This window comes from Pseudomonas koreensis, from assembly GCF_025447595.1.
Classification (GTDB): Bacteria; Pseudomonadota; Gammaproteobacteria; order Pseudomonadales; family Pseudomonadaceae; genus Aquipseudomonas; species Aquipseudomonas koreensis_H.
Genome location: NZ_JAOEJU010000010.1, coordinates 64649 through 90453 on the forward strand (window position 1 = coordinate 64649; position 25805 = coordinate 90453).

Annotated in this window: 21 protein-coding genes and 4 tRNA genes; 1 reads left to right on the top strand and 24 read right to left on the bottom strand. The window is 60.9% G+C overall.

Features of this window, described 5'->3' with window-relative positions; translation table 11 throughout:
- Positions 1–255: 255 nt before the first annotated feature.
- A complete protein-coding gene (locus N8H71_RS14500; protein WP_262194517.1) occupies positions 256–732 on the bottom strand; it encodes a GNAT family N-acetyltransferase in 477 nt (158 codons plus the stop codon).
- A 156-nt stretch (positions 733–888) separates the two neighbouring features.
- A tRNA-Val gene (locus N8H71_RS14505) sits at positions 889–965 on the bottom strand.
- 184 nt (positions 966–1149) lie between these two features.
- Here N8H71_RS14505 and N8H71_RS14510 point away from each other — a divergent pair.
- Positions 1150–2433 (top strand): NAD(P)/FAD-dependent oxidoreductase, encoded by a 1284-nt coding sequence (locus tag N8H71_RS14510; RefSeq protein ID WP_262194518.1) that lies wholly within the window; start codon positions 1150–1152, stop codon positions 2431–2433.
- A gap of 52 nt (positions 2434–2485) precedes the next feature.
- Here the strand turns inward: N8H71_RS14510 and N8H71_RS14515 are convergent, their stop codons facing one another.
- The 22 genes from N8H71_RS14515 to leuD form a co-directional block, all read right to left on the bottom strand.
- Positions 2486–3457 carry an XdhC family protein gene (locus tag N8H71_RS14515; RefSeq protein ID WP_201817700.1) on the bottom strand — a complete coding sequence of 324 codons (972 nt, stop codon included), beginning with the start codon at positions 3455–3457 and terminating at the stop codon, positions 2486–2488.
- A 2-nt stretch (positions 3458–3459) separates the two neighbouring features.
- Entirely contained in the window at positions 3460–4695 is a 1236-nt protein-coding gene (locus N8H71_RS14520) for a c-type cytochrome (protein ID WP_262194519.1), read from the bottom strand.
- 2 nt (positions 4696–4697) lie between these two features.
- On the bottom strand, positions 4698–5237 hold the full coding sequence (locus tag N8H71_RS14525; protein WP_007956473.1) for a (2Fe-2S)-binding protein: 540 nt from the start codon (positions 5235–5237) through the stop codon (positions 4698–4700).
- The gene (locus N8H71_RS14530) at positions 5230–8061 is read right to left on the bottom strand and encodes a xanthine dehydrogenase family protein molybdopterin-binding subunit (protein ID WP_262194520.1); all 2832 of its coding nucleotides are present in this window, start codon (positions 8059–8061) and stop codon (positions 5230–5232) included. Before N8H71_RS14530 ends, N8H71_RS14525 begins: the two co-directional genes overlap by 8 nt.
- Before the next feature lie 420 nt (positions 8062–8481).
- Positions 8482–8558, bottom strand: a tRNA-Asp gene (locus tag N8H71_RS14535).
- Between the two features lie 94 nt (positions 8559–8652).
- Positions 8653–8729: transfer RNA gene (locus tag N8H71_RS14540), tRNA-Asp, on the bottom strand.
- 55 nt (positions 8730–8784) lie between these two features.
- Positions 8785–8860 (bottom strand) — tRNA-Val (locus N8H71_RS14545).
- Between the two features lie 90 nt (positions 8861–8950).
- Complete coding sequence (locus tag N8H71_RS14550) at positions 8951–9727, bottom strand: SDR family oxidoreductase (RefSeq protein ID WP_262194521.1); 777 nt, start codon at positions 9725–9727, stop codon at positions 8951–8953.
- Complete coding sequence (locus N8H71_RS14555) at positions 9724–10935, bottom strand: O-succinylhomoserine sulfhydrylase (protein WP_064594841.1); 1212 nt, start codon at positions 10933–10935, stop codon at positions 9724–9726. Before N8H71_RS14555 ends, N8H71_RS14550 begins: the two co-directional genes overlap by 4 nt.
- Before the next feature lie 80 nt (positions 10936–11015).
- Entirely contained in the window at positions 11016–12521 is a 1506-nt protein-coding gene (purF, locus tag N8H71_RS14560; protein WP_007956466.1) for an amidophosphoribosyltransferase, read from the bottom strand.
- 41 nt (positions 12522–12562) lie between these two features.
- A complete protein-coding gene (locus tag N8H71_RS14565; protein ID WP_085689262.1) occupies positions 12563–13123 on the bottom strand; it encodes a CvpA family protein in 561 nt (186 codons plus the stop codon).
- 98 nt (positions 13124–13221) lie between these two features.
- The gene (locus N8H71_RS14570; RefSeq protein ID WP_262194522.1) at positions 13222–13881 is read right to left on the bottom strand and encodes an SPOR domain-containing protein; all 660 of its coding nucleotides are present in this window, start codon (positions 13879–13881) and stop codon (positions 13222–13224) included.
- The gene (gene folC, locus N8H71_RS14575; RefSeq protein ID WP_262194523.1) at positions 13865–15172 is read right to left on the bottom strand and encodes a bifunctional tetrahydrofolate synthase/dihydrofolate synthase; all 1308 of its coding nucleotides are present in this window, start codon (positions 15170–15172) and stop codon (positions 13865–13867) included. The genes N8H71_RS14570 and folC overlap by 17 nt, the downstream gene beginning before the upstream one ends.
- Positions 15169–16089: an acetyl-CoA carboxylase, carboxyltransferase subunit beta gene (gene accD, locus N8H71_RS14580; RefSeq protein WP_085689272.1), complete on the bottom strand. Its 921-nt coding sequence runs from the start codon at positions 16087–16089 to the stop codon at positions 15169–15171. The genes folC and accD overlap by 4 nt, the downstream gene beginning before the upstream one ends.
- A gap of 192 nt (positions 16090–16281) precedes the next feature.
- Positions 16282–16896, bottom strand: coding sequence for a phosphoribosylanthranilate isomerase (locus N8H71_RS14585; protein WP_114882109.1), 615 nt, complete (start codon positions 16894–16896; stop codon positions 16282–16284).
- Positions 16897–16960: 64 nt separating this feature from the next.
- A complete protein-coding gene (gene truA, locus N8H71_RS14590) occupies positions 16961–17785 on the bottom strand; it encodes a tRNA pseudouridine(38-40) synthase TruA (protein WP_262194574.1) in 825 nt (274 codons plus the stop codon).
- Between the two features lie 150 nt (positions 17786–17935).
- Complete coding sequence (locus N8H71_RS14595; RefSeq protein WP_262194524.1) at positions 17936–20596, bottom strand: FimV/HubP family polar landmark protein; 2661 nt, start codon at positions 20594–20596, stop codon at positions 17936–17938.
- A gap of 209 nt (positions 20597–20805) precedes the next feature.
- The gene (locus N8H71_RS14600) at positions 20806–21816 is read right to left on the bottom strand and encodes an aspartate-semialdehyde dehydrogenase (RefSeq protein WP_262194525.1); all 1011 of its coding nucleotides are present in this window, start codon (positions 21814–21816) and stop codon (positions 20806–20808) included.
- 112 nt (positions 21817–21928) lie between these two features.
- On the bottom strand, positions 21929–23041 hold the full coding sequence (gene asd / locus N8H71_RS14605) for an aspartate-semialdehyde dehydrogenase (RefSeq protein WP_007956451.1): 1113 nt from the start codon (positions 23039–23041) through the stop codon (positions 21929–21931).
- A gap of 66 nt (positions 23042–23107) precedes the next feature.
- Complete coding sequence (gene leuB, locus N8H71_RS14610) at positions 23108–24190, bottom strand: 3-isopropylmalate dehydrogenase (protein WP_085732478.1); 1083 nt, start codon at positions 24188–24190, stop codon at positions 23108–23110.
- Positions 24191–24259: 69 nt separating this feature from the next.
- A complete protein-coding gene (locus tag N8H71_RS14615; protein ID WP_007956447.1) occupies positions 24260–25024 on the bottom strand; it encodes a class I SAM-dependent methyltransferase in 765 nt (254 codons plus the stop codon).
- Between the two features lie 128 nt (positions 25025–25152).
- Complete coding sequence (gene leuD / locus N8H71_RS14620) at positions 25153–25797, bottom strand: 3-isopropylmalate dehydratase small subunit (RefSeq protein WP_007956446.1); 645 nt, start codon at positions 25795–25797, stop codon at positions 25153–25155.
- Between the last annotated feature and the right edge of the window lie 8 nt (positions 25798–25805).

Sequence of the window (25805 nt, forward strand, 5' to 3'; positions counted from 1 at the left end):
CACTCTTCCCTTAAAACAGAAGCGGGCGAGACGAGAGAATGGGCAGAGGCGCGGGAAAAGCAAATCGCGGGCAAAAAAAATCCCAAGCAGCTGATGGAAGCTTGGGATTTAAAAATGCATAAACCGTGGTGGTGAACGCGGGGCGGATATTACTGATTTTTCCAGTATGTAACAACGTATTTTTGATAACCGGATGGTTAATAAAATCCGTAACCCATTAAATATCCACACTATTAAAAAGGGCGATCGCAACGATCAGCGACGAACGGATCGAAATCCATCGAGACCAATACGTGCCTGGCTCAAGAATTTTACAAAAATGAGCTCGGGATCACCCGGATCGAGGTTCTCCATCGTTCCACTGTGCAGATATCCAAGACTGGTCAGCAACTGTCGCATCGGCAAGTTGGACGTATTGGTCGACGTGAAGATCTTGTCAGCACTGGCTTGATGCTCCAGACCGGCCACAATTTGCCGCCCCACGCCCGAACGCCTGTTTGCACTGGAGACGACCACCAGAGGTATGAACCACTCGCCAAAAAAGCTTCGATCCCGACATCCGTAGCCTAGAAGAGCGCCAGGATCGTCCGTCTCGCAGACAACCCAGCACTCCCCCGCCCTAACGGCCCTCGCGATGTACTCGCGACGGTCGCAATCTTTTTCAGCGACAGGATCAATCTTCAACAGGCTTTCGATATCGCCTGGACCGGCGCGCCTGAATTGGCGACTCATGAATACACCCCTGCAAATATGCCGAAGTGTAGCCACCTCAAACAAAGCGGAAGATTGGTCACCAGAGCTTGCGAGAGTTTTGCAAATCGTAGACAACAAAAAAGGGCCCACCTTTCGGTGAGCCCTTCCAGACCGCCCAGCAGAGCGGATTTTGTTTGGTAGGCGCGATTGGACTCGAACCAACGACCCCCACCATGTCAAGGTGGTGCTCTAACCAACTGAGCTACGTGCCTGCTGTGAGGCGGCATTCTACGGAATTCCGGAGGGGTGTCAACACCTTTTTTTCACCTAACCCTATGAATATGCAAAATATTTAATTTCGACCTGCCGCAAGAAGATTTCCCGGTGGCTGGCGGAGGTTTTTCAACTGGGGTAGGATCGCCGGACTCGTAAAATATATTAAACAGAGGCTGCAGGATGGCGAACACCCCTTACCCAGAGTCTTATTACGCGGCGTCGGCCAACGCCGTACCACCACGCCCTGCCCTGCAAGATGACGTGGAGACGGATGTCTGTGTGATCGGCGCTGGTTATACGGGAATTTCCTCGGCCCTGTTCCTGTTGGAGAACGGTTTTCGCGTGAGCGTGCTGGAAGCCGCCAAGGTCGGCTTCGGTGCTTCGGGACGCAATGGCGGACAGATCGTCAACAGCTACAGCCGCGACATCGATGTCATCGAACGCAGCGTCGGCCCGAAACAGGCGCAACTGCTCGGGCAGATGGCGTTCGAGGGCGGCCGGATCATTCGCGAGCGCGTCAGCAAGTACAACATTCAGTGCGACCTGAAAGACGGTGGCGTATTCGCCGCCCTCACCGCCAAGCAAATGGGCCATCTGGAATCGCAGAAACGTTTGTGGGAACGCTTCGGCCATACCCAACTGGAACTGCTCGATCAGCGCCGCATCCGCGAAGTGGTCGCCTGTGATCAATATGTCGGTGGCATGCTCGACATGAGCGGCGGCCACATCCACCCGCTTAATCTGGCGCTGGGCGAAGCTGCCGCCGTGGAGTCGTTGGGCGGCATCATCTATGAACAGTCACCGGCCGTGCGCATCGAACGCGGCGCCAACCCGGTCGTGCACACACCGCAAGGCAAGGTCCGAGCCAAATTCATCATCGTCGCCGGCAACGCCTACCTCGGCAATCTGGTGCCGGAACTGGCGGCCAAATCGATGCCGTGCGGCACTCAGGTCATCACCACAGAGCCATTGGGCGATGAGCTGGCGAAATCCCTGCTGCCGCAGGACTACTGCGTCGAAGACTGCAATTACCTGCTCGACTACTACCGCCTCACCGGCGACAAACGCCTGATCTTCGGCGGCGGCGTGGTGTATGGCGCGCGGGATCCGGCAAACATCGAAGCGATTATCCGCCCGAAAATGCTCAAGGCCTTCCCGCAACTCAAAGACGTGAAGATCGACTACGCCTGGACCGGCAATTTCCTGCTGACCCTGTCGCGCCTGCCTCAGGTCGGACGCCTGGGCGACAACATCTACTACTCCCAGGGTTGCAGCGGCCACGGCGTGACCTACACGCACCTGGCCGGCAAGGTATTGGCCGAAGCGCTGCGAGGCCAGGCCGAGCGCTTCGATGCGTTTGCCGACCTGCCGCACTACCCGTTCCCCGGCGGGCAACTGCTGCGCACACCGTTTGCCGCACTGGGCGCGTGGTACTACGGATTGCGCGACAAGCTCGGTTTCTGATGAGCGAAAAAAAGGGCCGCTGAATAGCGGCCCTTTTTACATCCAGCTCAAATCACAACTGATCCCGCGCAATCCCGCTGCGAATCCGCAGAATATCCGCGAGCACTGCCAAAGCGATTTCCGCCGGTGTCTTGCTGCCCAGGTTAAGGCCGATCGGCGCATGAATCCGCGCCAGTTCGCTCTCCCCCAGACCGCCAATCCGACGCAAACGCTCGAAGCGCTTCTGCGACGTCTGCTGCGAGCCCATTACGCCAATGTAGAACGCTTCGGTGCGCACGGCTTCCATCATCGCCAGATCGTCGATGCGCGGATCGTGGGTCAACGCCACTACCGCCGTATCACGGTGACAACCGCCATCGGCGATAAACACCGACGGCAATTGCCGGCGAATCTCCACGCCATTGAGCACCACGCCTTCCAGCACCTCGTCACGCGGGTCGCAGAGAATCACTTCGAAACCGAGACCGACCGCGAACTCCGCACAGGCCTGCGCCACACTGGAATATCCCGCCAACAACAAACGCTGAGCGGCACCAATGCGAATCCGTACCCGATCGATTTCACGCTCGATCCGCGCTCCCTGCTCGCGATCGGCAAACAGGCTACGCGCGCCCGTGGCCAGATCGACCTCGCGAATCAACCGACGCTGACCCAGCAACGCCGATTCGAGTTCACGAAGATGCGCCTGCACATCGCAACCGGCGTCAAATTTCTCTACCAGCACATCGAGAATGCCGCCGCACGGCAGGCTGACCCGCGAACGCGGATCGTCACCTTCGCCATAACGCACGACATTGATCGCATCGAGAAACGCACCTTCGGCGACGCGCTCGAGAAAGTCTTCCTCGACGCAACCACCGGACAGCGACCCGATCCATTGTCCGCCGTCGTTCACCGCCAGCAGTGAACCCGGCGCGCGCGGCGCCGAGCCGTAGGTGGTCAGCACGGTGCAGAGCCAGATGCGCTGCCCCGCCGTCGACCATTCCAGCGCCCGACGCACAACCTGCAGATCGAGATGCTGCATGATCAGTGCGCCTTGTGCTCGATGGACGGGGCGTCAGCTTGAAGCTTCTGCACGTCGCCCACCGCCAGTTCAGCCGACTGACCACCCCAACCCTGACGCAGGTAGTTCAGCAGATCGGTCAGTTGTTCGGCACTGAGCTTGTCGGCAAAACCCGGCATGGGCTGCATGTGTTCGAACCCGGCGAATTTCTGTTCGCCGATGCCATCCTCGATCACTCGCAACAGGTTGCGCGGGTCTTCCAGGCGCAGCGTGGTGTTGCCGCGCATGGCCACCGCGATGTGCGGCTTGCCCTCGCCACCGGCCGCGTGACAGCCGGCGCAGACGTTCAAATATTCCTGACGGCCGCGTTGAGCGCTGGCACTGAGTTTTTCCACCGGCACGTCGGTCAGTTCTTTCGCCGCCGGAGGCTTGTCGCCCAGCAGGAAAGTCGCCATCGCCGCCAGATCCGGATCATTCAGACCCTGGGTGCTGTTGTGGAACACCGGGAACATCTCGTTGAACATCGTGCCCTGGGCGCTCATGCCGTGCTTGAGGAACGTGCTCAGGTCCTGATGGTTCCAGCCGCGCGCCGCCAGGTCCGTCGCCAGCAGGCTCGGTGCCAGATAGCCGTTGAGGATGCCGCCGGTCAGGCGTTTGTCCAACTGCATCGCGCCCGGCAGGCCGCGTGGCGTATGGCATTCGCCGCAGTGGCCCAGCACTTCGACCATGTACTGACCGCGCTTCCAGGCCTCGCTTTTGCCTTCGGCAGATTCGAGCTTCAAGGCTTTGCCGTACATCATGTTCCAGCCGATCAAGCCCGGACGTACGTTGAACGGGAAGCTCAGGCTGGTCACCGGTGCGGCACGCTCGATTGGCTCGATGGTTTTCAGATACGCATGAATCGCATCCGAATCCGCACGCGGCATCAAGTGATACGAGGTGTACGGCATCGCCGGGTACAGGTTGGCGCCGTCGCGACGCTTGCCTTCAGTCAGCGCAGCGAAAAACTCGTCGTCGTTGTACAAACCGATGCCGTGCTCTTTGCTTGGAGTGATGTTGGTGCCGTAGATCGTGCCGAACGGCGACACGATCGGCAGGCCGCCAGCAAACGGCGCGCCGCCGGGCGCCGTGTGGCACGCCATGCAGTCGGCCGCACGAGCGAGGTATTCGCCGCGCTTGACCTGATCATCCGCGTGCACCGCCAACACAGGCGCAGCCAGTCCGACCGCCAGGGTCAGGCGGGTCAGTAGTTGCTTCATGCTTAACCCTCCTTGACCAGGCCGAGATCGGTCAGCACGTTGCGGGTGGCGTTGTAGTAACGCACGTACCCGGTGCAACGGCAGACGTGATGGCCGAGGCTGTCCTCGATGACTTGTTCCAGTTTGCTTTTAACGATCGGCTGGCGTTGCAGCTTTTCCACCAGCACGGTCGCGGCGTTGACGAAGCCCGGTGCGCAGTAGCTACACTGGAAGGCGAATTCGTCGACGAAACGCTGCTGGATCGGGTTCAGCTCGGTGACCTGTCCCTGCTCGTCGCGCTTGGCGTGGCCTTCGATGGTGCGGACTTTCTTGCCTTCGAAGTAATGTGCGCCGGTGATGCAGGTGCGCACTTCTTCGCTGGTGCCGTCCGGGTTGTCGACGATCACCACGCAGGCGTGGCAAATGCCCTGGCCGCAGCCCAGGCGCGAACCGGTAAGGTTCTTGTATTCGTGCAGGTAATCGATCATCGGCAGGTCATCAGGGATGTCCACCGGGCCGACGGATTGACCGTTGAGGGTCAGTTGAAGCGGACGGTTAGCCATTGAGGGCCTCCTTGATGCGCGCAGCAGTGATTGGCAGATCGCGAACACGTTTACCGATGGCGTGGGCCACGGCGTTACCGATGGCACCGACCACCGGGATCATCACCACTTCGGCGATGCCTTTGGACGGGTCGCTCGGGGACAGCGGCGGCAGGATTTCCGACGTCTGCTTCCACACCGCCACATGGCGCGCCATCGGCAGGCGATAACGGTTGAAGTTCCAGTCGCCCTCCCCCGGCCCGCCTTCGTACAACGGCATCTCTTCCATCAAGGCGTGACCGATGCCCATGGCGATCCCGCCTTCGAGCTGGCCACGAACCAGTTCTTCAACCAGCACCCGGCCGCATTCCAGCCACGAGTGATGGTTGAGCACTTCGACTTCTGCCGAACCTTTGTTGACCTTCAACTCGACCAGCGTTGCGACCGGGCTGTAGTAGGTCACCGCGGCGTTGTTCAATTGAACCACCGGGTAGGCGATGTTCTGCCGATCCAGCAGATGAAAACCGGCGCTGGTCATCTGCGCTTTCTTCGCCTTAGGGGCGCCGTCACCGTATTTCACCGCCAGACCGTCGAGCGGCAGACGCTCGCGCACGCCGTCGATGCTGTATTCGGCTTCTGCCCAGCTCCAGCGGTTGAAACCATGAACCGTGGCGCCAGTGACCAGACCGCGCTCGTGCGCACGCTTGGCCAGCTCTTCGAAAGTCAGTGGCTGCATGCCGTTGGCGGTCAGTTTGCCGTCAACCCAATGCGCATCTTCGCGACGCACCACGTAAGGATTGGCCTGGCCGCCGTACGGACCCTGACGCCAGATCTCCAGCGCTGCCGGCCACAGACCGTGGTTGAACAGCACGCGCGCCGCTTCACGGGTGGCGTGGCTGAAGTAGTAGGCAGAGTTGGTCGCGGACGACGCGGAAGCAAGCTTGCCGACCCAACGCGGGTTACGCAGGAAGTTGTCCTGCTCGGCCTGGCTCATGATGTAAGGGTTGCCGGCGGTCACCAGCTGCATCTCATCCCACTCGGTTTCGCCGGTCTTCACGTCATGAGCCGCGCTGCCGAGGAAATCAGCCACCACCAACGCTTGCGAGGTGGACATGCCGGTGCCGATCTCGATGCCGATGTGACGCAGGGAAATGCGCCCGTCAGCGGTGAACTCGATGCTGGCCATCGGCGCTTCGGAACCGGTGCCGAAGTCTTTCTGGCAAATGGCGAAACCCACGCCATACCAGTTGTCCGGGTCTGCTGCTTCACGCTGTTTCTTGATCGCGTCGCGGTTCTTCCAGACTTCGTGCAGCGAAGCCTTGTCGAGAATCTCGTGCAGGCGCAACGCACCGGCCGGGATCGCGCCCTGGGTGTTTTTCATCCCCGAACGCAGAGCGTTCTTGCGGCGCAGATCAATGGCGTCGACACCAAGGCGATCGGCGATTTCGTCGACCATCATTTCGGTGGAGGCCATGCTCTGCAGCGTGCCGTAGCCGCGCATCGAACCCGCCTCAACGGCGCGGGAATGGTAAGCGGTGACCTGCAGGTCGTTCTGCGGCATGTAGTAGATCGACTGCGCCGCAGTGGCGCCAACAGCGGCCACCGACGGGCTGTAGTTGATCCGGCCGCCACCATCGACGCTCATCTCGGCACGGAAAATCTTGAAGCTGTGATCGGTCTTGTCCACTGCCAACTGGTAGCGAATGTCGAACGGGTGGCGCTTGATACCGCTCTGGAACTGCTCGTAGCGGTCGTTGGCCAGGCGAATCGGCACACCAGCGCCATACAACGCCGCCAGGGCCGCGTAGTAAACGAAAATGTTGTGGTCCTTGGAACCGTAACCGACGGTGTAACCCGGGTGCATGTTCAGGTTCGCCAAGCCGAAACGCGACGGCCCGATCATCTTCGCGGTCTCGGTGGCGGTTTCCAGCGGACATTGGGTGGCGACGACGAAATGCAGGGTCTTGGACGCCGGGTCGTACCAGCCGTTGCCGTTGTCCGGCTCCATGGCGGCCGGTTCGATCGACGGGGTTTTGTAGCGCTCGTCGAACACCAGCCAGTTGTCCGGCGGGGTATCGATCTCTTTTTTCATGCGGTCGGCGTAGAACAGGCCGCGCTCGGTCAGGTTGCCGTGCAGGTTCGGTTGGGAATTCCACACCGGGCGACGGTTCTTCAGCATCGGAAACAGGATCGAATCCTTGAGGCTGGCGAACTCGTCTTCGTCCGCCGAGGTCGGGCCACCGACGCGCACGTAACGGAAGCTGCCATAGGGATCGCCTTCGTAGAACGGTACTTGCGCACCGTAACGAATCGCTTTGTCATTGAATTTGAGTTTGTTCTTGGCCTGGCGGAAACGCTCGAAGTCGTTCCAGATCAGGATCGCAACCGGGTGACCGATGAACATCGGCACCTTGCCTTCCGGCAACAGCGGATCCGGCGCGTGCTCTTCAGGGAACACGATGCCGTCCTTGTCCAGGTCGGCGGCGGTAACGATACGGTCAGGCTGCAGATCGGCGCCGAGCCACGACAGGTCGTACCCGTCATAGATGCGGTCTGCCTTGATGGTTTTCAGCAACATGGCGTGGCCTTGCTGCTGGGGCCAGCCCGGCATGTCCTTGGAACGGATGTCGCGGGCAAACACCTTGCTGCCGCAGACCTTGGACAAGGCATCGTTACGCTGGCGCGCCTTGCCGTTGTTGCCGAGCCACTGCTCGGACGGCACGGTCACGCTGTTTTCCATCAAGGCACCGAGCGCCTGACTGCTGAGCGGCGTGAGCGTAACGCTCACACCCGCCACCAGCCCGCCCTGAAGGAACGAGCGCCGGGATATTTCACGGTTGGACATGGATCATCCTCTGGGCGGTTATGGATCCGCCCTTCTGGTCATCTACTGGGAATCTCGAGTCTTGCAGAAGCCCTTTTTGGCTAAACAAAGGGCGTGACGACAGTGCAAAGCTGACCGAAAGGTTAACTTTAAAGGTTTCTGCGCTCGCAGCAAACAACCAGTTACAAAAACCTGACTAAATAATCAAAAATCAATGCGGCATCGCATCGCAGCGACCCATGGACGCAGGAGAAATGGCCAGGCGGCACCGAACGAGCCACGACTGCGTTCGTCGCCGACTACAAAGGAGGAATTTGGAAAAGGTCAAATTTCAGACACAAAAAACCCCGGTCTTTCGACCAGGGTCTTTGCTATCGAAGCCGAATCAACCAGAGGTTGCTTTCGGTGTTTCAAGGCGTTCAGTGGTCCTTGAAACAGATATGGCGCAGCGGACGGGACTCGAACCCGCGACCCCCGGCGTGACAGGCCGGTATTCTAACCGACTGAACTACCGCTGCGTATCGCTTTGAGCTGACGCTCAAGTAACTCGTTTGACTGGAAAGCTTCGGTGCTTTTCAATCGCGAACCAGACAATGTCTGACTCGTTAAATATGGCGCAGCGGACGGGACTCGAACCCGCGACCCCCGGCGTGACAGGCCGGTATTCTAACCGACTGAACTACCGCTGCGCGTCGGTGCAGGCACTTTCAGCCTACGTTCTTGCTTACGCAAGTATCTCGGGAGTGGTGGGTGATGACGGGATCGAACCGCCGACATTCTGCTTGTAAGGCAGACGCTCTCCCAGCTGAGCTAATCACCCGTTTGCATCTCCGAGGCCGCGAAATTTACGCAGGTAGCGAACCTAAGTCAATAGCAGGATTGAAGTTTTTCTAAAAAAGACGAAATTGCTTCATTCCGTATAAATCATCTTCTTGGTCATGCCGCCATCGACCACGAATTCCTGCCCCGTCACAAACCCCGCATTCTTCGACAGCAACCACGCCACCATCGCCGCAACATCCTCGACCGTCCCTACCCTGCCCGCCGGATGCTGGGCATGATCGGTGTCGGTCAGCGGCTCTGCACGCCGAGCGGATGGATCCCGCGCATCGATCCAGCCAGGACTGACCGCATTGACGCGAATCTCCGGCCCGAGACTGATCGCCAGCGCGTGAGTCAACGCCAGCAAACCACCCTTGCTCGCCGCATAGGCTTCCGTATCAGGTTCCGACTGCGCCGCACGGGTCGAGGCCAGATTGACGATCGCCCCATTGTGCGCACGCAGATACGGCGCGCAGTGCTTGGCCAGCAACATCGGCCCACCGAGATTCACCGCCAGCACCCGATTCCAGTAAGCCAGATCGAGGCTTTCCAGGGTGATGTTGTGCGGATCGGCCACGGCAGCGTTGCATACCAACGCATCCAGACGACCGAACTGCCCCAGCACCTCCGCAACGCCCAGCGCCACCTGGTTTTCATCCGCGACGTCCATGGCGATGAACCAGGCGTTCTCGCCCAGCACCTTCGCCACTTTCGAACCCCGCGTGCGGTCCAGATCCGTCAACACCACCTGCCAGCCTTCGCTGATCAGCCACGCTGCGATGCCCAGACCGATCCCGCGCGCGGCACCCGTGACCAATGCAACGCGGCCATGGGTGCCGATCTTTGGCGTAGACAACTCGATCACAACGCCGCCAAACCGCGCGACAGGTCGGCTTGCAGGTCAGCGACGTCTTCCAGACCGACCGCGATGCGGATCAGGCTGTCACGAATGCCTGCAGCCTCACGCTCCTGCGGCGCCAGACGACCGTGGGACGTAGTGCTCGGGTGGGTGATGGTGGTTTTGCTGTCACCCAGGTTGGCGGTGATCGAGATCAAACGGGTCGCATCGATAAAGCGCCAGGCGCCCTCTTTGCCGCCCTTCACCTCAAAGCTCACCACCGCGCCGAAGCCTTTCTGCTGCCGTTGAGCCAGTTCGTGCTGCGGATGGCTCTTGAGACCGGCGTAATGCACCTTCTCGATGCCGTCCTGCTGCTCCAGCCACTCGGCCAGTTGCTGGGCGTTGGCACAGTGCGCCTTCATCCGCAGATTCAGGGTTTCCAGACCCTTGAGGAAGATCCAGGCGTTGAACGGGCTCAAGGTTGGCCCGGCGGTACGCAGGAAACCGACGATTTCTTTCATCTGCTCGCTGCGACCGGCAACCACGCCGCCCATGCAACGGCCCTGGCCATCGATGAACTTGGTGGCCGAATGCACAACGATGTCCGCGCCCAGCTTCAGCGGCTGCTGCAAGGCAGGCGTGCAGAAGCAGTTGTCTACTACAAGCATCGCACCTTTGGCGTGCGCGATTTCCGACAGCGCGGTGATATCCACCAGCTCAGCCAACGGATTGGACGGCGACTCGACGAACAGCAATTTGGTGTTGGACTTGATCGCTGCGTCCCAGGCCGACAGATCGGCCAGCGGCACATAGTCGACTTCCACGCCAAAACGCTTGAAGTACTTCTCGAACAGGCTGATGGTCGAGCCGAACACGCTGCGCGACACCAGCACATGATCGCCGGCGCTGCACAGGCTCATCACCACCGCCATGATCGCGGCCATGCCGGTCGCCGTAGCCACAGCCTGCTCGGCGCTTTCCAGCGCCGCGATGCGCTCTTCGAACGCGCGCACGGTCGGGTTGGTGTAGCGCGAGTAAACATTGCCCGGCACTTCCCCGGCAAACCGCGCAGCCGCGTCAGCGGCGGTACGGAACACGTAGCTGGAAGTGAAGAACATCGGATCACCGTGCTCGCCTTCCGGCGTACGGTGCTGACCGGCACGTACGGCCAGGGTATCGAACGCTACGCCTTCGAGGTCGCTGTCCAGCCGACCGGCATCCCATTCCTGACTCATGCTGTCACTCCTTGCCCTGTTCTCGATAAATAAAAGTCTTTTGCCAGATACAAAACCGGCCCCTAAGGGCCGGTTGAAACTCAGTTGTTGTACAGATCGATGATCGCACTGACCGCCTGGGTCTTGACCTTCGAGGCATCGTTGCGTGCCTGTTCGATCTTGTTCAGGTAAGCCTCGTCGACGTCGCCGGTGACGTACTTGCCGTCAAACACTGCGCAATCGAAGTTTTCGATCTTGATCTTGCCGCCGCCGACCGCTTCGATCAAGTCAGGCAGGTCCTGATAGATCAGCCAGTCTGCGCCGATCAGATCAGCGACATCCTGAGTCGAACGATTGTGCGCGATCAACTCGTGCGCGCTCGGCATGTCGATGCCGTACACGTTCGGGAAGCGAACAGCCGGAGCCGCCGAGCAGAAGTAGACGTTTTTCGCGCCGGCTTCGCGGGCCATCTGGATGATCTGCTTGCAGGTGGTGCCGCGCACGATCGAGTCGTCCACCAGCATCACGTTCTTGCCGCGGAATTCCAGCTCGATGGCGTTGAGCTTCTGGCGTACCGATTTCTTGCGCGCGGCCTGGCCGGGCATGATGAAGGTACGGCCGATGTAACGGTTCTTGACGAAGCCTTCGCGGAATTTCACGCCCAGATGGTTGGCCAGTTCCAGCGCGGCAGTACGGCTGGTGTCCGGGATCGGGATGACCACGTCGATGTCGTGCTCTGGACGCTCGCGCAGGATCTTCTCGGCCAGCTTCTCACCCATGCGCAGACGGGCCTTGTAGACCGACACGCCGTCGATGATCGAGTCCGGACGCGCCAGGTAGACGTGTTCGAAGATGCACGGGGTCAGGGACGGGTTGGTCGCACACTGACGGGTGTGCAGCTTGCCGTCTTCGGTGATGTAGACCGCTTCGCCCGGCGCCAGATCGCGGATCAGGGTGAAGCCGAGCACGTCGAGCGAAACGCTTTCGGAGGCGATCATGTACTCGACGCCTTCGTCGGTGTGACGCTGGCCGAACACGATCGGGCGGATGCCGTGCGGATCACGGAAACCGACGATGCCGTAACCGGTCACCATCGCCACGACGGCGTAACCACCGACGCAACGATTGTGCACGTCGGTCACGGCGGCAAACACGTCTTCTTCGGTCGGTTGCAGCTTGCCGCGCTGGGCCAGCTCATGGGCGAACACGTTGAGCAACACTTCTGAGTCGGAGCTGGTGTTGACGTGACGCAGATCGGATTCGTAGATCTCTTTGGCCAACTGTTCAACGTTGGTCAGGTTACCGTTGTGCGCCAGGGTGATGCCGTAAGGCGAGTTGACGTAAAACGGCTGGGCTTCGGCCGAGGTCGAGCTGCCAGCGGTCGGGTAACGGACGTGACCGATACCCATGTGGCCGACCAGGCGCTGCATGTGACGCTGTTGAAACACGTCACGTACCAGGCCATTGTCCTTGCGCAAGAACAACCGGCCATCATGGCTGGTCACGATACCGGCAGCGTCCTGGCCGCGGTGCTGGAGCACGGTTAGCGCGTCATACAGCGCCTGATTGACGTTCGACTTACCGACGATACCGACGATGCCACACATGCGACGCAACCCCTACTTAATGGATCTGAACTGAACAACACTCACTGAGGCGTTTTGGCCGACGGCAAGAGTTGCTCCTTGAACGGAATATCAGCGGGTACGCTGATTCCGCTGGCAAGCCACTGACTGCTCCACCCGAGAATCAGGTTTTTGGACCAGTCTGCGACCAATAGAAACCTTGGCACGAGCTGTGATTCTTTCCACCACTCGTCCTGCTGTACCGGCCCCAGGCTCAACAGCCCGACCGCCACGACCACCAGCAACACGCCACGCGCAGCGCCGAAGGCCATGCCGAGGAATCGATCGGTCCCGGACAACCCGGTGACGCGAACCAACTCGCCGATAAGATAATTGATCATTGCGCCCACGATCAGTGTGGCGACAAACATGATGGCACAGCCCGTGATCACACGAGCCGACGGTGTTTGAATGTATCCGGCGAGGTACTCGGACAGTGAGCCACCGAACATCCAGGCAACGGCTCCTGCGATGATCCAGGTCACCAGCGACAATGCTTCTTTGACGAAGCCGCGGCTCAAACTGATCAAAGCGGAGATGGCGATGATTGCAACGATCGCCCAGTCAACCCAGGTAAATGGCACAGTGCAGCCTACAGACGGATAAGGCGGCGCATTTTAGCAGAGCGCAGGGCTGTCGGTAAGCTGCGAATGTCAGTGCATTTCAATCGGGGCGATAGATTTCAGCCACGCTCGGGCTGGAAGCGCACCACAAACCCCTTGAGGTTCTGCTGGCGGCTCAAAAGATCACGCAGACGATCGGCTTCGGCGCGCTCGATCAGCGGGCCGACGAACACCCGATTTTTGCCATCGGCGGAACGGATGTAAGCGTTGTAGCCCTGACTGCGCAGGGTTTTCTGCAGGCTTTCGGCGCTGGCGCGACTCGACAGACTGGCCAGTTGCACCGACCAGCTCACCGACAGGCCATTGGCATCTACGCGGCTTTGAGTGGTATCCGGTTTGGCAGACAGCGCAGCGATCGGCTGGGCCGGGGCTGTGGTTGGCTTGGCCACGGGAGCTGGAGCAGGCGCCGGTGCAACCGGTTTGGCTACCGGCGCCGGAGCCGGGGCCGGCGCGGCGGAAGCAATCGGCGCTGCTTGCTCGGCGACTTCGTCATCGCTCGGCACTGGCTCTTGCGGCAGAACCTGCGGCTCGGGCACGGCCACGGTTTCCATCTGGATCTGCGCCACGGCAGGCGCCTGCGGTGCAGCCGGCGCATCGACGGTCACCTGACGCTGCTCATCCTGACGGGAAAACAGCATCGGCAGGAAAATCACCGCCAGCGCCACCAGCACCAGGGCACCGACCATACGCTGCTTGTACGCTTTATCCAGCAAAGCCATTTGCTGCTTCCTCCGTGGAGCGCCGAGACAGCCATTCGAGGGCCTCGGCGACACAATAAAATGATCCGAACAGCAAGATCTCGTCGTCACTGGTGGCCACTGCACACTGTCCTTCCAGCGCAGCCGCCACACTGTCATAAGACGTGACCGATGCGCCAAGGTTCTGCAGTGCAGCATTCAATTCAGCCACCGGACGCGCACGTGGCGAATCCAGCGGCGCCACCGCCCAATGCTGGACGCTGGCATTCAGTTCATCGATGACACCGTCCAGATCCTTGTCCGCCAACAGGCCGAACACCGCCAGACGCTTGCCGACTGGCGGACGCGCAGCCAGACGTCGCGCCAGATACTCCGCCGCATGCGGGTTATGGCCAACATCCAGCAGCAGGTTCAAGCGCTTGCCGTTCCATTCGAACGAGCGACGATCAAGGCGGCCGACCACGCGCGTCGCCTGCAACGCCGCAACAATCTGCCCGGCATCCCATGGCAAACCGAGCAGCAGATAAGCCTGCAACGCCAGCGCAGCGTTCTCCATCGGCAGATCGAGCAGCGGTAAATCGCGCAGCTCGACGACCTGACCGTCAGCATCGGTGCCGCGCCACTGCCAGAATTGATCCGTGATACCCAGATCGAAATCACGCCCGCGCAGGAAAAACGGGCAAGCAAGCTCGCGCACCTTGTCCAGCAGGGGTTGTGGAGGATTCAGATCGCCGCACAGCGCAGGTTTGCCCTGACGGAAAATCCCGGCCTTCTCGAAGGCCACAGATTCGCGGGTATTGCCCAGGTAGTCGGCATGATCGACACCGATGCTGGTGACCAGCGCGATATCGGCGTCGACCACGTTGACCGTGTCCAGACGCCCGCCCAGGCCGACTTCCAGCACCACCGCGTCGAGCCCGGCCTGTTGAAACAGCCAGAACGCTGCCAGGGTGCCCATTTCGAAGTAAGTCAGGGAAGTGTCGCCGCGCCCCGCCTCGACCGCCGCGAAGGCTTCGCATAGCTGCGCATCAGTGGCTTCGACACCATTGAGCTGCACCCGCTCGTTGTAACGCAGCAGGTGCGGAGAATTGTACACACCGACGTTCAGGCCCTGCGCCCGCAGCAGCGAAGCCACGAAAGCGCAGGTCGAACCTTTGCCGTTGGTGCCAGTGACCGTAATCACCCGAGGCGCCGGCTGGCCCAGTCCCATGCGGGACGCTACCTGTTGCGAACGCTCCAGCCCCATGTCGATGGCCGATGGATGCAACTGTTCAAGGTAGGCGAGCCACTCGCCAAGGGTGCGCTCGGTCATACGTTGGCAGGCACCGGCGGAACGACGATCGGCTCAACAGGAGCAGCGACAAATGTCGGCGTAGGCTGACCAGTCAGTTGCGCCAGCAGATTGCCCAGACGCGGACGCAGTTCGCGACGGTCGATGATCAGGTCGATGGCGCCGTGCTCCAGCAGGAACTCGCTGCGCTGGAAGCCTTCCGGCAGTTTTTCGCGCACGGTCTGCTCGATCACGCGTGGACCGGCGAAGCCGATCAGGGCTTTAGGCTCGCCGACGATCACGTCACCCAGCATCGCCAGACTGGCGGAAACACCACCGTAGACCGGGTCGGTCAGCACGGAGATGAACGGAATGCCTTCTTCACGCAGACGCGCCAATACGGCCGAGGTCTTGGCCATCTGCATCAGCGAGATCAGGGCTTCCTGCATGCGCGCGCCACCGGAGGCGGAGAAGCAGACCATCGGGCATCGGTTTTCCAGCGCGTAGTTGGCGGCGCGCACGAAGCGCTCACCGACGATGGCACCCATGGAACCGCCCATGAAGCTGAATTCGAACGCCGAAACCACGACAGGCATGCCCAACAGGGTGCCGCTCATGGAAACCAGTGCGTCTTTCTCGCCGGTCTGCTTCTGGGCAGCGACCAGACGGTCCTTGTACTTCTTGCCGTCGCGGAACTTCAAACGGTCAACCGGCTCCAGGTCAGCGCCCAGTTCGGCACGGCCTTCGGCGTCCAGGAAAATGTCGATGCGCGCACGTGCGCCGATGCGCATGTGGTGGTTGCATTTAGGGCAAACGTCCAGGGTCTTTTCCAGCTCCGGACGATACAGCACAGCCTCGCAGGACGGGCATTTGTGCCACAGACCTTCAGGGACCGAGCTCTTCTTGACCTCGGAACGCATGATCGAAGGGATCAGCTTGTCTACCAACCAGTTGCTCATGCTTTCTTTCTCCAGTACCGGCGGCCCGAACGCTCTGGTTCGCGGCCCCGCGTATGCCCTTCAGCTAAATTCATGTGTGGCGATGATCGTCCGGACTGCCGGGTCAGCGGAACTGACCTGCGTACACCCCGAAAAGACCCTCAGCCTCTTTTCTACAGAGCTGTGGACGGCGGCAGTCTGCCAGCCGTCACATCAGCGTACGGCGTTGATGAATGCACGAATCTTTGCGTGATCCTTGATGCCCTTGCTCGCCTCTACCCCGCCGCTGACATCCACGGCATACGGCCGCACCCGGGCAATCGCATCGGCGACGTTTTCCGGTGTCAGACCACCGGCCAGAATCAACGGTTTGCTCAAGCCTTGCGGAATCAATGACCAGTCAAACGCCTCGCCGGTTCCGCCGGGCACGCCTTCGACATAAGTGTCGAGCAGCACGCCGCTGGCGCTCGGGTAGGCATTGCAGGCGGCGGCAATGTCATCGCCCGCCTTGACCCGCAAGGCCTTGATGTACGGCCGGTGCCAGCCTTCACACTCGGCGGCGGTCTCGTCGCCGTGAAACTGCAACAGATCCAGCGGCACGGCATCGAGGATTTCCCCGAGCTCGCAGCGGCTGGCATTGACGAACAGCCCGACCGTGGTCACGAACGGCGGCAATGCGGCGATGATCGCCCGCGCCTGCTGCACGGTAACCGCCCGGGGACTTTTAGCGTAGAACACAAAACCGATGGCATCGGCCCCGGCCTCGACGGCTGCCAACGCATCTTCCATGCGGGTAATCCCGCAAATCTTGCTGCGAACGGCTGACATGTCGATAAAAACCCCAAGGCAAATCCGAGAAAGTCCCGGATGGTAACAAATGCGTTCGAGGGCGTCAGCCGTCAAGTTCCGAGAAACCCGTAAGGAAATGTGGCCCGATGAAACGCTCGGGCAGCGGGAACTCGTCGTGGTACTCGACCTGTACCAGATACAGGCCGAACGGATGCGCCGTGACCCCGCCGGAACGCCGCTCGCGACTCTCCAGCACTTCTTTCATCCACTCCACCGGCCGCTCGCCGGCACCGATGGTCATCAGCACGCCGGCGATGTTGCGCACCATGTGATGCAGGAACGCGTTGGCGCGGATATCCAGAACGATCATTTTGCCGTGACGGGTCACGCGCAGGTGATGCATCTTCTTGATCGGCGACTTGGCCTGGCACTGGCCGGCACGGAACGCACTGAAATCATGGGTACCGATCAGGTACTGTGCGGCCGCAGCCATGCGCTCGACGTCCAGCGGACGGTGATTCCAGGTGATTTCTTCATTGAGATGCGCCGGGCGGATCTGATCGTTGTAGATCACGTAGCGATAGCGCCGGGCAATCGCCTTGAATCGCGCATGGAAATGCGCCGGCATGACCTTCGCCCAACTGACGCTGATGTCGTGGGGCAGATTGATGTTGGCGCCCATGACCCAGGCTTTCAGCGAACGGTCGACCTGGGTATCGAAATGCACCACCTGCCCGCAGGCATGCACACCGGCGTCGGTGCGCCCGGCACATTGCAGCGAGATCGGCGAGTCGGCGACCTTCGACAGGGCTTTTTCCAGGGTTTCCTGCACGGTGAGCACACCGGTGGACTGGCGCTGCCAGCCGCTGTAGCGCGAGCCCTTGTATTCAACGCCCAGCGCGACGCGGAAAAAGCCTTCGGGTGCCATTTCGGCGGCCGGGTTATCTATGTTTGCCAAGTCGGTACAGCCTGCTGATCTACAAAGGCGGGCATTATAAGGCGGCGGGACGGGGAAACCAGACCCAAACAAAAACGGCAGCCTCATGGGCTGCCGTTTTGTTTACCGCTCAATGCCGACTCAGGCCAGATGCGAAAGCATTTCGCTCGCTTCGCTCTTCTGCTTGTCGCTCCCCTCGCTGATGACTTCATTGAGGATGTCGCGCGCACCGTCGTTGTCGCCCATATCGATGTAGGCCTGAGCCAGATCGAGCTTGGTAGCGGCTTCGTCAGTGCCGGACAGGAAGTCGAAGTCATCCTCTCCCAGATCATCGCCCAACGCAGCATCAGCTTCGGTGAAGCTTGGCTCGTTGATGCTGCTCGACAGACGATCCAGCTCGGCGTTGACGTCGTCCAGTTCGGCGGCGAACGCATCCGGCTCGGCAGGCGCCGCGTCCATTTCGTCAGCCAGGGACAGGTCGAAATCGGCTGGCAGCTCCAGGTCATCCTGCGGCACGTCGGCGACAGTTGGGGTTTCGACCAGCGGCAGATCCTTCACGCCTTCGTCCAGATCCAGCAGGAAATCATCGTCTGCCAACTCGACCGGCGCAAGCGCAGGATCGGCACCGAGGTCCAGATCCAGGTCGAAGTCCGACAGGTCGTCGAGGTTTTCCTTGATCTCGGTCTGCTGTTGCAGCACCGACTCGAAGCTCAGGTCGTCATCAGCCGGGAATTCGTCCAGCTCGACCAGCGCTTCTGGCTCGACAGCCGCCACAGGTGCAACAGGCTCCACCGGTGTGATGTTGTCGAGGTCATCCAGACTCAGGTCGAAAGCGCTGTCCAGATCATCATCCAGTGGCGCAGCAGCAGGCACTTCTGGCTCGTCAAGCAGCAGCTCCTTGACGTAATCCTCGTCCAGCTCGGCTGCAATGGCCGCTGCCGCCAGACCGCTGGCCGCAACGACCGCCATGGCCGGGAAGCGGCTTTTCAGTTCTTCGACCTTGGCGAAGTTGTCGCCGTTGGCAACCAGTTGGCGCTCCTGACCGACGAACGCATCGCGATCACCCTGGCGACCATAGACTTCCATCAGCTTCAGACGCAGATCGCTGCGCTGCGGCTCCAGGCTGACGCCCTCTTCCAGCAACGCAGCGGCTTGATTCAGACGACCGCCGTCGATGTGCGACTGCGCCTTGTCCAGCACGTCGTCGGAGCGCTCGGCGGCCGGCGCCACCAACGGCGCAGCGATCGGTTCGGCCATCACCACTGGCGCAACTACAGCAGCAGCGGCGGCAGGCGCTGGAGCTGGAGCTGGAGCTGGAGTCAGCTTGACGCTTGCTGCCGGTACTTCCAGCCCTTCGAAGCTGCTTTCCGGCAGATCAAGCTCAGGAGAGAACGATTGCTCTTCCAGTGCCCGGGCCATGCGCAGATGCTTTTCCGCTTCCTGTTGCGCCTTGCGGCGACGCGCCAGCAGCAACAGCAGGAGCAGCAGAACCACTGCACCGCCACCGACCAGACCCAGCAGGATCGGATTGGTCAGCAGTTCGTTGAAGGTTTTCTCGTCATCGGCGGCCGGCTTGGTTTCAACTACAGGCTCGACAACCGGCTCGACCGGGGCCGGAGCAGCAGCCTCAGGCGCAGGTGCGGCCGGGGCCGCCTCTGCCGGAGTAGCCGGCGGCGTGGCAGCCAGTTCCGCGGTGATCGCCGGCACCACTGGCGCAGTGGCGGAGGTCGCGGGAGCAGCGCCCGAACCTTCGGCCTGCATTTTCGCCAGTTGATTGTTTTTCAGCTCGATCAGGCGTTGCAGCTTGTCCAGCTGGCTTTGCAGATCGGACATGCGGCTTTTCAGTTCTTCGTTGTCACGACGGGTGGTATCGAGACTTTCCTGAGTGACCGCCAATTTGTTGCTCAGGGCCTTGGCATCGCCGGCCGGACCCTTGCCACGCGCCTTGGCGCTTTCGGCGGACACCAGGCTCAGGTTGTCCTTGGCGTTTTGCGCAGCACCGGTATTGGTGCGGCCACGATTGGTCGCATCGAGCTGCTGCTGACCGGTGCCCGGCTTGGCCACATAACGACGACCCTGACGCCAGGCTTCGTTCTGCGCGGCTACTTCGGCAATCGCTTTGGACTGCGGCAGCGCGGTGCTTTGCACCTGATCCGGCAGACGCAGCACCTGACCGGTTTTCAGGCGGTTGATGTTGCCGCCGATGAACGCGTCCGGATTCAAGGCCTGGATCGCCAGCATAGTCTGCTGCACCGAACCGCCGGTGCGCGCCTTGGCGGCGATTTCCCACAGGGTGTCGCGCGGCGTGGTGGTGTGGGTCGAATGCGTGGCACCGGTGGTCGGTGCGGTGATGGTTTGCGCCGGCGCAGGCTGGGCGGCGGCATCGGCGGTCTGCGGCGAGAACTTCGACGGATCCAGCAGCACGCTGTAGTCACGCAGCAGACGGCCGTTCGGCCACATCACCTGCACGAGGAATTTCACCATCGGTTCCGACAGCGGCTTGCTCGACGTTACGCGAAGCACGCTTTTGCCGCTGGCGTTGAGCACCGGAGTGAAGGTCAGATCATTGAGGAAGGCCTGGCGATCGACGCCGGCCTTGGCGAAATCTTCCGGCGAAGCCAGGCTCGGCACCACTTCGGCAGCGGTCAGATCCTTGACATCGAGCAGCTCGATTTCCGCCACCAGCGGCTGGTTCAGGGTCGACTTCAGGGTCAGCTCCCCGAGCCCGAGGGCATGCGCCATACCGGAGGACAGCGCCGAGGCGGCCGCTATTGCTAACACCAGTTTGCGAACTTGAACCATAGCCTCTTCCTTTGTTTGAACGTTCCTCGGCCAGCGAGAAGATGTTGATTGTCGCTGCCGTAAGGCATTGCGCGCGACGACGACAGCATGCCGCGCGCGATCATTTCTTTGATGCCCCGGAAAGTCCCGGAGGATGACACGTCATCAAGCGATTCGGGCAAGCATAGCGCTCGCCTAGAATCAGTCGACAAATTGTTGCCAAGTATCTTTTACAGCAGGTCTTTTATCAACAACTCGGCCACTTGCACCGCGTTGAGTGCCGCACCTTTGCGTACGTTATCTGACGTCAGCCACAGATTAAGTTCCGACGGTTCGTCGACACCGGCACGCACCCGCCCGACATAGACCACGTCCTGCCCCACCGCGTCACCGACGGCGGTCGGATAATCGCCGGCTTCGACCAGCTCGATGCCCTCGGCGTCTTCAAGCGCAGCGTTGACCTTTTCCAGGTCGACCGCGTTCGCTGACTGCAAGGTCACGCTAAAGCTATCGCCAAAAAACACCGGGGCTTGAATGCAAGTTGCGGAAATCTTTAATGAAGGCTTGGCCAGCACCTGACGCAACTCGCGCACCAGACGCTTTTCCAGCAGTGTATGACCTTGCGCATCCGGGGTCCCGACCTGGGCCAGCACGTTGAATGCCACCTGCCGATCGAAGAACTTCGGCTCGAGCGGGCGCAGATTCAACAGTTCAGCGGTCTGGCGCGCCAACTCGGAGACTGCTTCGCGCCCCTGAGCAGAAATGGCCAGACTGGCGGTGACATGCACGTATTGCAGCTCGATCAGCTCGCGCAATGGCGCCAGCACCACGGCCAGCGCAGTGGCCGACGGGCTCGGGCTGCTGACCTGAAACGGCGCTTTCAGACCGGCCAACACCTCGACATTGGCTTCCGGTACCACTTGTGGAGCCTGGTCGGCGGGCAAGGCACCGGACAAATCGATCAGCGAACAACCGGCTGCATGGGCGCGAGCCGCGTAACTCAACGTGACAGCAGGCCCCGCCGTAAAGAAAACAAGTTTGACCTTGGCGAAATCGAACTCGTCGACCTCCCGCACCCGCACGTTCTTACCGCGATACGAGACCGAACTTCCGGCAGATTCACTGCTGGCCAGCAGATGCAGACTGCCCACCGGGAAGTCACGCTCTTCGAGAATCTGCACAAGGGTTTCGCCGACAGTACCGGTGGCGCCGATCACGGCAATATCAAGGGTCTGGGTCATGGTGCTACCTCTGGCGAAACGGGGGGAGCGGCACTTTACCGGGTGGCCGCCACACAGGCAAAAAAAACCCGCGCCTCTTGCAAGGCACGGGTTCTTTCATTGCATCAAGCGATCAACGCTCAAGCAGGATCCGCAGCATGCGACGCAGCGGTTCGGCCGCGCCCCACAGCAGTTGGTCGCCGACGGTGAAGGCACCGACGAACTGCGAACCCATGTTCAGCTTGCGCAGACGGCCGACCGGTACGTTCAGGGTGCCGGTGACTTTCGTCGGGCTCAGCTCCTGCATGCTGATTTCGCGCTGGTTCGGCACCAGTTTGACCCAAGGGTTGTGCTGGCTGATCAGCCCTTCGATGTCGGCGATCGGCACGTCCTTGTTCAGCTTGATGGTCAGCGCCTGGCTGTGGCAACGCATGGCGCCGATGCGCACGCAGATACCATCGACCGGGATCGGGCTCTTGAAGCGACCAAGGATCTTGTTGGTCTCGGCCTGGGCCTTCCACTCTTCGCGGCTCTGGCCGTTCGGCAGTTCCTTGTCGATCCACGGGATCAGGCTGCCAGCCAGCGGTACGCCGAAGTTTTCGGTCGGGTACGCGTCGCTGCGCATGGCTTCGGCCACACGACGGTCGATGTCGAGGATCGCGCTGGCAGGATCAGCCAGTTGATCGGCGACAGCGGCGTGGGTCGCGCCCATCTGCTTGATCAGTTCACGCATGTTCTGCGCGCCGGCACCGGAGGCCGCCTGATAGGTCATGGCGCTCATCCACTCGACCAGACCGGCCTCGAACAGACCGCCCAGGCCCATCAGCATCAGGCTGACGGTGCAGTTGCCGCCGATGTAGTTCTTGGTGCCCGCGTCGAGCTGCTGGTCGATGACCTTGCGGTTGACCGGGTCGAGGATGATGACGGCGTCGTCGTTCATCCGCAGGCTCGAGGCCGCGTCGATCCAGTAACCCTGCCAGCCGGCTTCGCGCAGTTTCGGGAACACTTCGCTGGTGTAGTCGCCGCCCTGGCAGGTCAGGATCACGTCGAGGGTCTTCAGCTCTTCAATGCTGTAAGCGTCCTTGAGCGGAGCAATGTCCTTGCCCACGGACGGGCCTTGGCCACCGACATTGGAAGTGGTGAAAAACACCGGCTCGATAAGATCGAAATCCTGCTCTTCCAGCATCCGCTGCATGAGCACGGAACCGACCATGCCGCGCCAACCGATCAGACCTACACGTTTCATCGCAACTACACCTTCTTGAAAAGTGGGCCGCTGCTTTGTATTGAATTTCGCAGCGGGCCCGAGAGATTACAGATTCCGCAGCGCGGCGACTACTGCGTCACCCATTTCCTGCGTACCGACTTTAGTGCAACCGGTCGAAAAGATGTCGCCGGTGCGCAGACCTTGATCCAGCACCACGCTGACTGCTTTCTCGATGGCATCGGCCGCTTCGTGCAGATTGAAGCTGTAACGCAGCATCATCGACACCGACAGAATGGTTGCCAGCGGGTTGGCGATGCCTTTGCCCGCAATGTCCGGCGCCGAACCGTGGCAAGGCTCGTACATGCCCTTGTTGTTGGCGTCCAGCGAGGCCGACGGCAGCATGCCGATAGAACCGGTGAGCATCGACGCTTCGTCGGACAGGATGTCGCCGAACATGTTGTCGGTGACGATCACGTCGAACTGCTTCGGTGCGCGCACCAGTTGCATGGCGGCGTTGTCGACGTACATGTGGCTCAGTTCGACCTCAGGGTAATCCTTGGCCACCTGCTCGACCACTTCACGCCACAGTTGGCTGGACGCCAGCACGTTGGCCTTGTCCACCGAGCACAGCTTTTTGCCACGGACCATGGCCATGTCGAAACCGACGCGGGCGATTCGACGAATTTCGCTTTCGCTGTACGGCAGCGTGTCGTAGGACTGGCGCTCGCCGTTTTCCAGAGTACGGGTGCCGCGCGGCGCGCCGAAGTAGATGCCGCCGGTCAGCTCACGGACGATCAGGATGTCCAGGCCGGCAACGATCTCCGGCTTCAGGCTCGAAGCATCGGCCAGTTGCGGGTACAGGATCGCCGGACGCAGGTTGCCGAACAGACCCAGTTGCGCACGGATCTTCAGCAGACCGCGCTCAGGGCGGATGTCACGCTCGATGGTGTCCCATTTCGGGCCGCCCACGGCGCCCAGCAGCACGGCATCGGCAGCGCGGGCACGGTCGAGGGTTTCGTCGGCCAGCGGCACGCCGTGCTTGTCGATGGCGGCGCCACCGATCACGTCATGGCTCAGCTCGAAGCCCAGGCTGTATTTGTCGTTGGCCAGTTCCAGCACCTTGACCGCCTCGGCCATGATTTCCGGACCAATACCGTCGCCTGGGAGAATCAGAATCTGCTTGCTCATGCTTTCCTCGTGTCTTCAGTCGGTGCGCCATCGACTGGCGCGCCCGGAAAAATACTTATCGTTCCAAGATTACTTTTCAGCCCAGAGCACCAATACATCTGTACTGAACGAACCATCGGCCTCAATCTCAAAATATTCGCGCACTTCGTTGCCCATCGATTGCTGCAACTGGCGGATCGCGGCGCGCATCACTTCGGGTGTGCGCATGCGCTCGACCCAGCTGTTGTACTCCAGACGCAGGCGCTGGCGCGTGGTGCTGCGAGTGTGCAGACCAGCCTCGCTGACCTGGCGCAGCCACTCACCGGCAGAATAATCGCGCACATGGCTGGTGTCGCGCAGCACTTCGACGCTCTGCAAATAGGTGTCGAACAGCGGGCTGCCCGGCGACAGCACATCGATGAATGCCGCCACGCCGCCCGGTTTCAGCACCCGACGCACTTCACGCAGGGCCACGCCGAGATCGCTCCAATGGTGCGCCGAATAACGGCTGAACACGAAGTCGAACTCGCCATCGGCGAACGGCAGACGCTCGGCGGCGCCGTTGACCGTGGACACGTTGCTCAAACCGCGATCAACGGCAGCGGCGGCGACCACGTCGAGCATCTGCTGCGACAGGTCGTACGCCACCACTTCTTTCACCAACGGGGCGACGTGAAAACTCACGTGCCCGGCGCCGCACCCCAGGTCCAGCACCCGAGCCTCGCCCTGCCCTGCCAGTTCAGCCTGCAGCAGCGCAAATTCAGTGCCTTGAGCGTGAACGGCGCTGCTCAGGTAGGCAGCGGCCTGTTCACCGAATTGCTTTTGTACAACCTGACTGTGGGCGGTGCTGGTCATGGTCACATCCTGATAGCTGTGTTGTTTGGGCTGCCGCCTTCGCGAGCAGGATCGCTCCCACATTTGAAATGCATTCCCCTGTGGGAGCGAGCTTGCTCGCGAAAGGGCCAGCCCTGACTACATCAATCTCACGCGTCGCGGAACAACCACGGCTGGCTCGCACGATGTTTGGCTTCAAACGCCGCAATCGCATCGCCGTCCTGCAAGGTCAGGCCGATGTCGTCCAGGCCGTTGAGCAGGCAGTGTTTGCGGAACGCATCGATCTCGAAGCGATAGACCTTGCCGTTCGGGCTGGTCACGGTCTGCTCGTGCAGATCGATCTGCAACTGATAGCCCGGCGCGGCCTCGACCTGCTTGAACAACTCGTCGACTTCCGCATCGCTCAAGATGATCGGCAGCAAGCCGTTCTTGAAGCTGTTGTTGAAGAAGATGTCGGCGTAGCTCGGCGCGATGATGCTGCGGAAACCGTATTCTTCCAGCGCCCACGGCGCGTGCTCACGGCTGGAGCCGCAGCCGAAGTTCTCGCGGGCCAGCAACACGCTGGCGCCCTGATAACGCTCGGCGTTGAGCACGAATTCCTTGTTCAGCGGACGCTTGGAGTTGTCCTGATACGGCTGACCCACATCGAGGTAACGCCACTCGTCGAACAGGTTCGGGCCGAAACCGGTACGCTTGATCGACTTCAGAAACTGCTTCGGGATGATCTGGTCGGTGTCGACGTTGGCACGATCCAGAGGCGCGACAAGACCAGTGTGCTGGGTAAAAGCTTTCATGCTGCGCT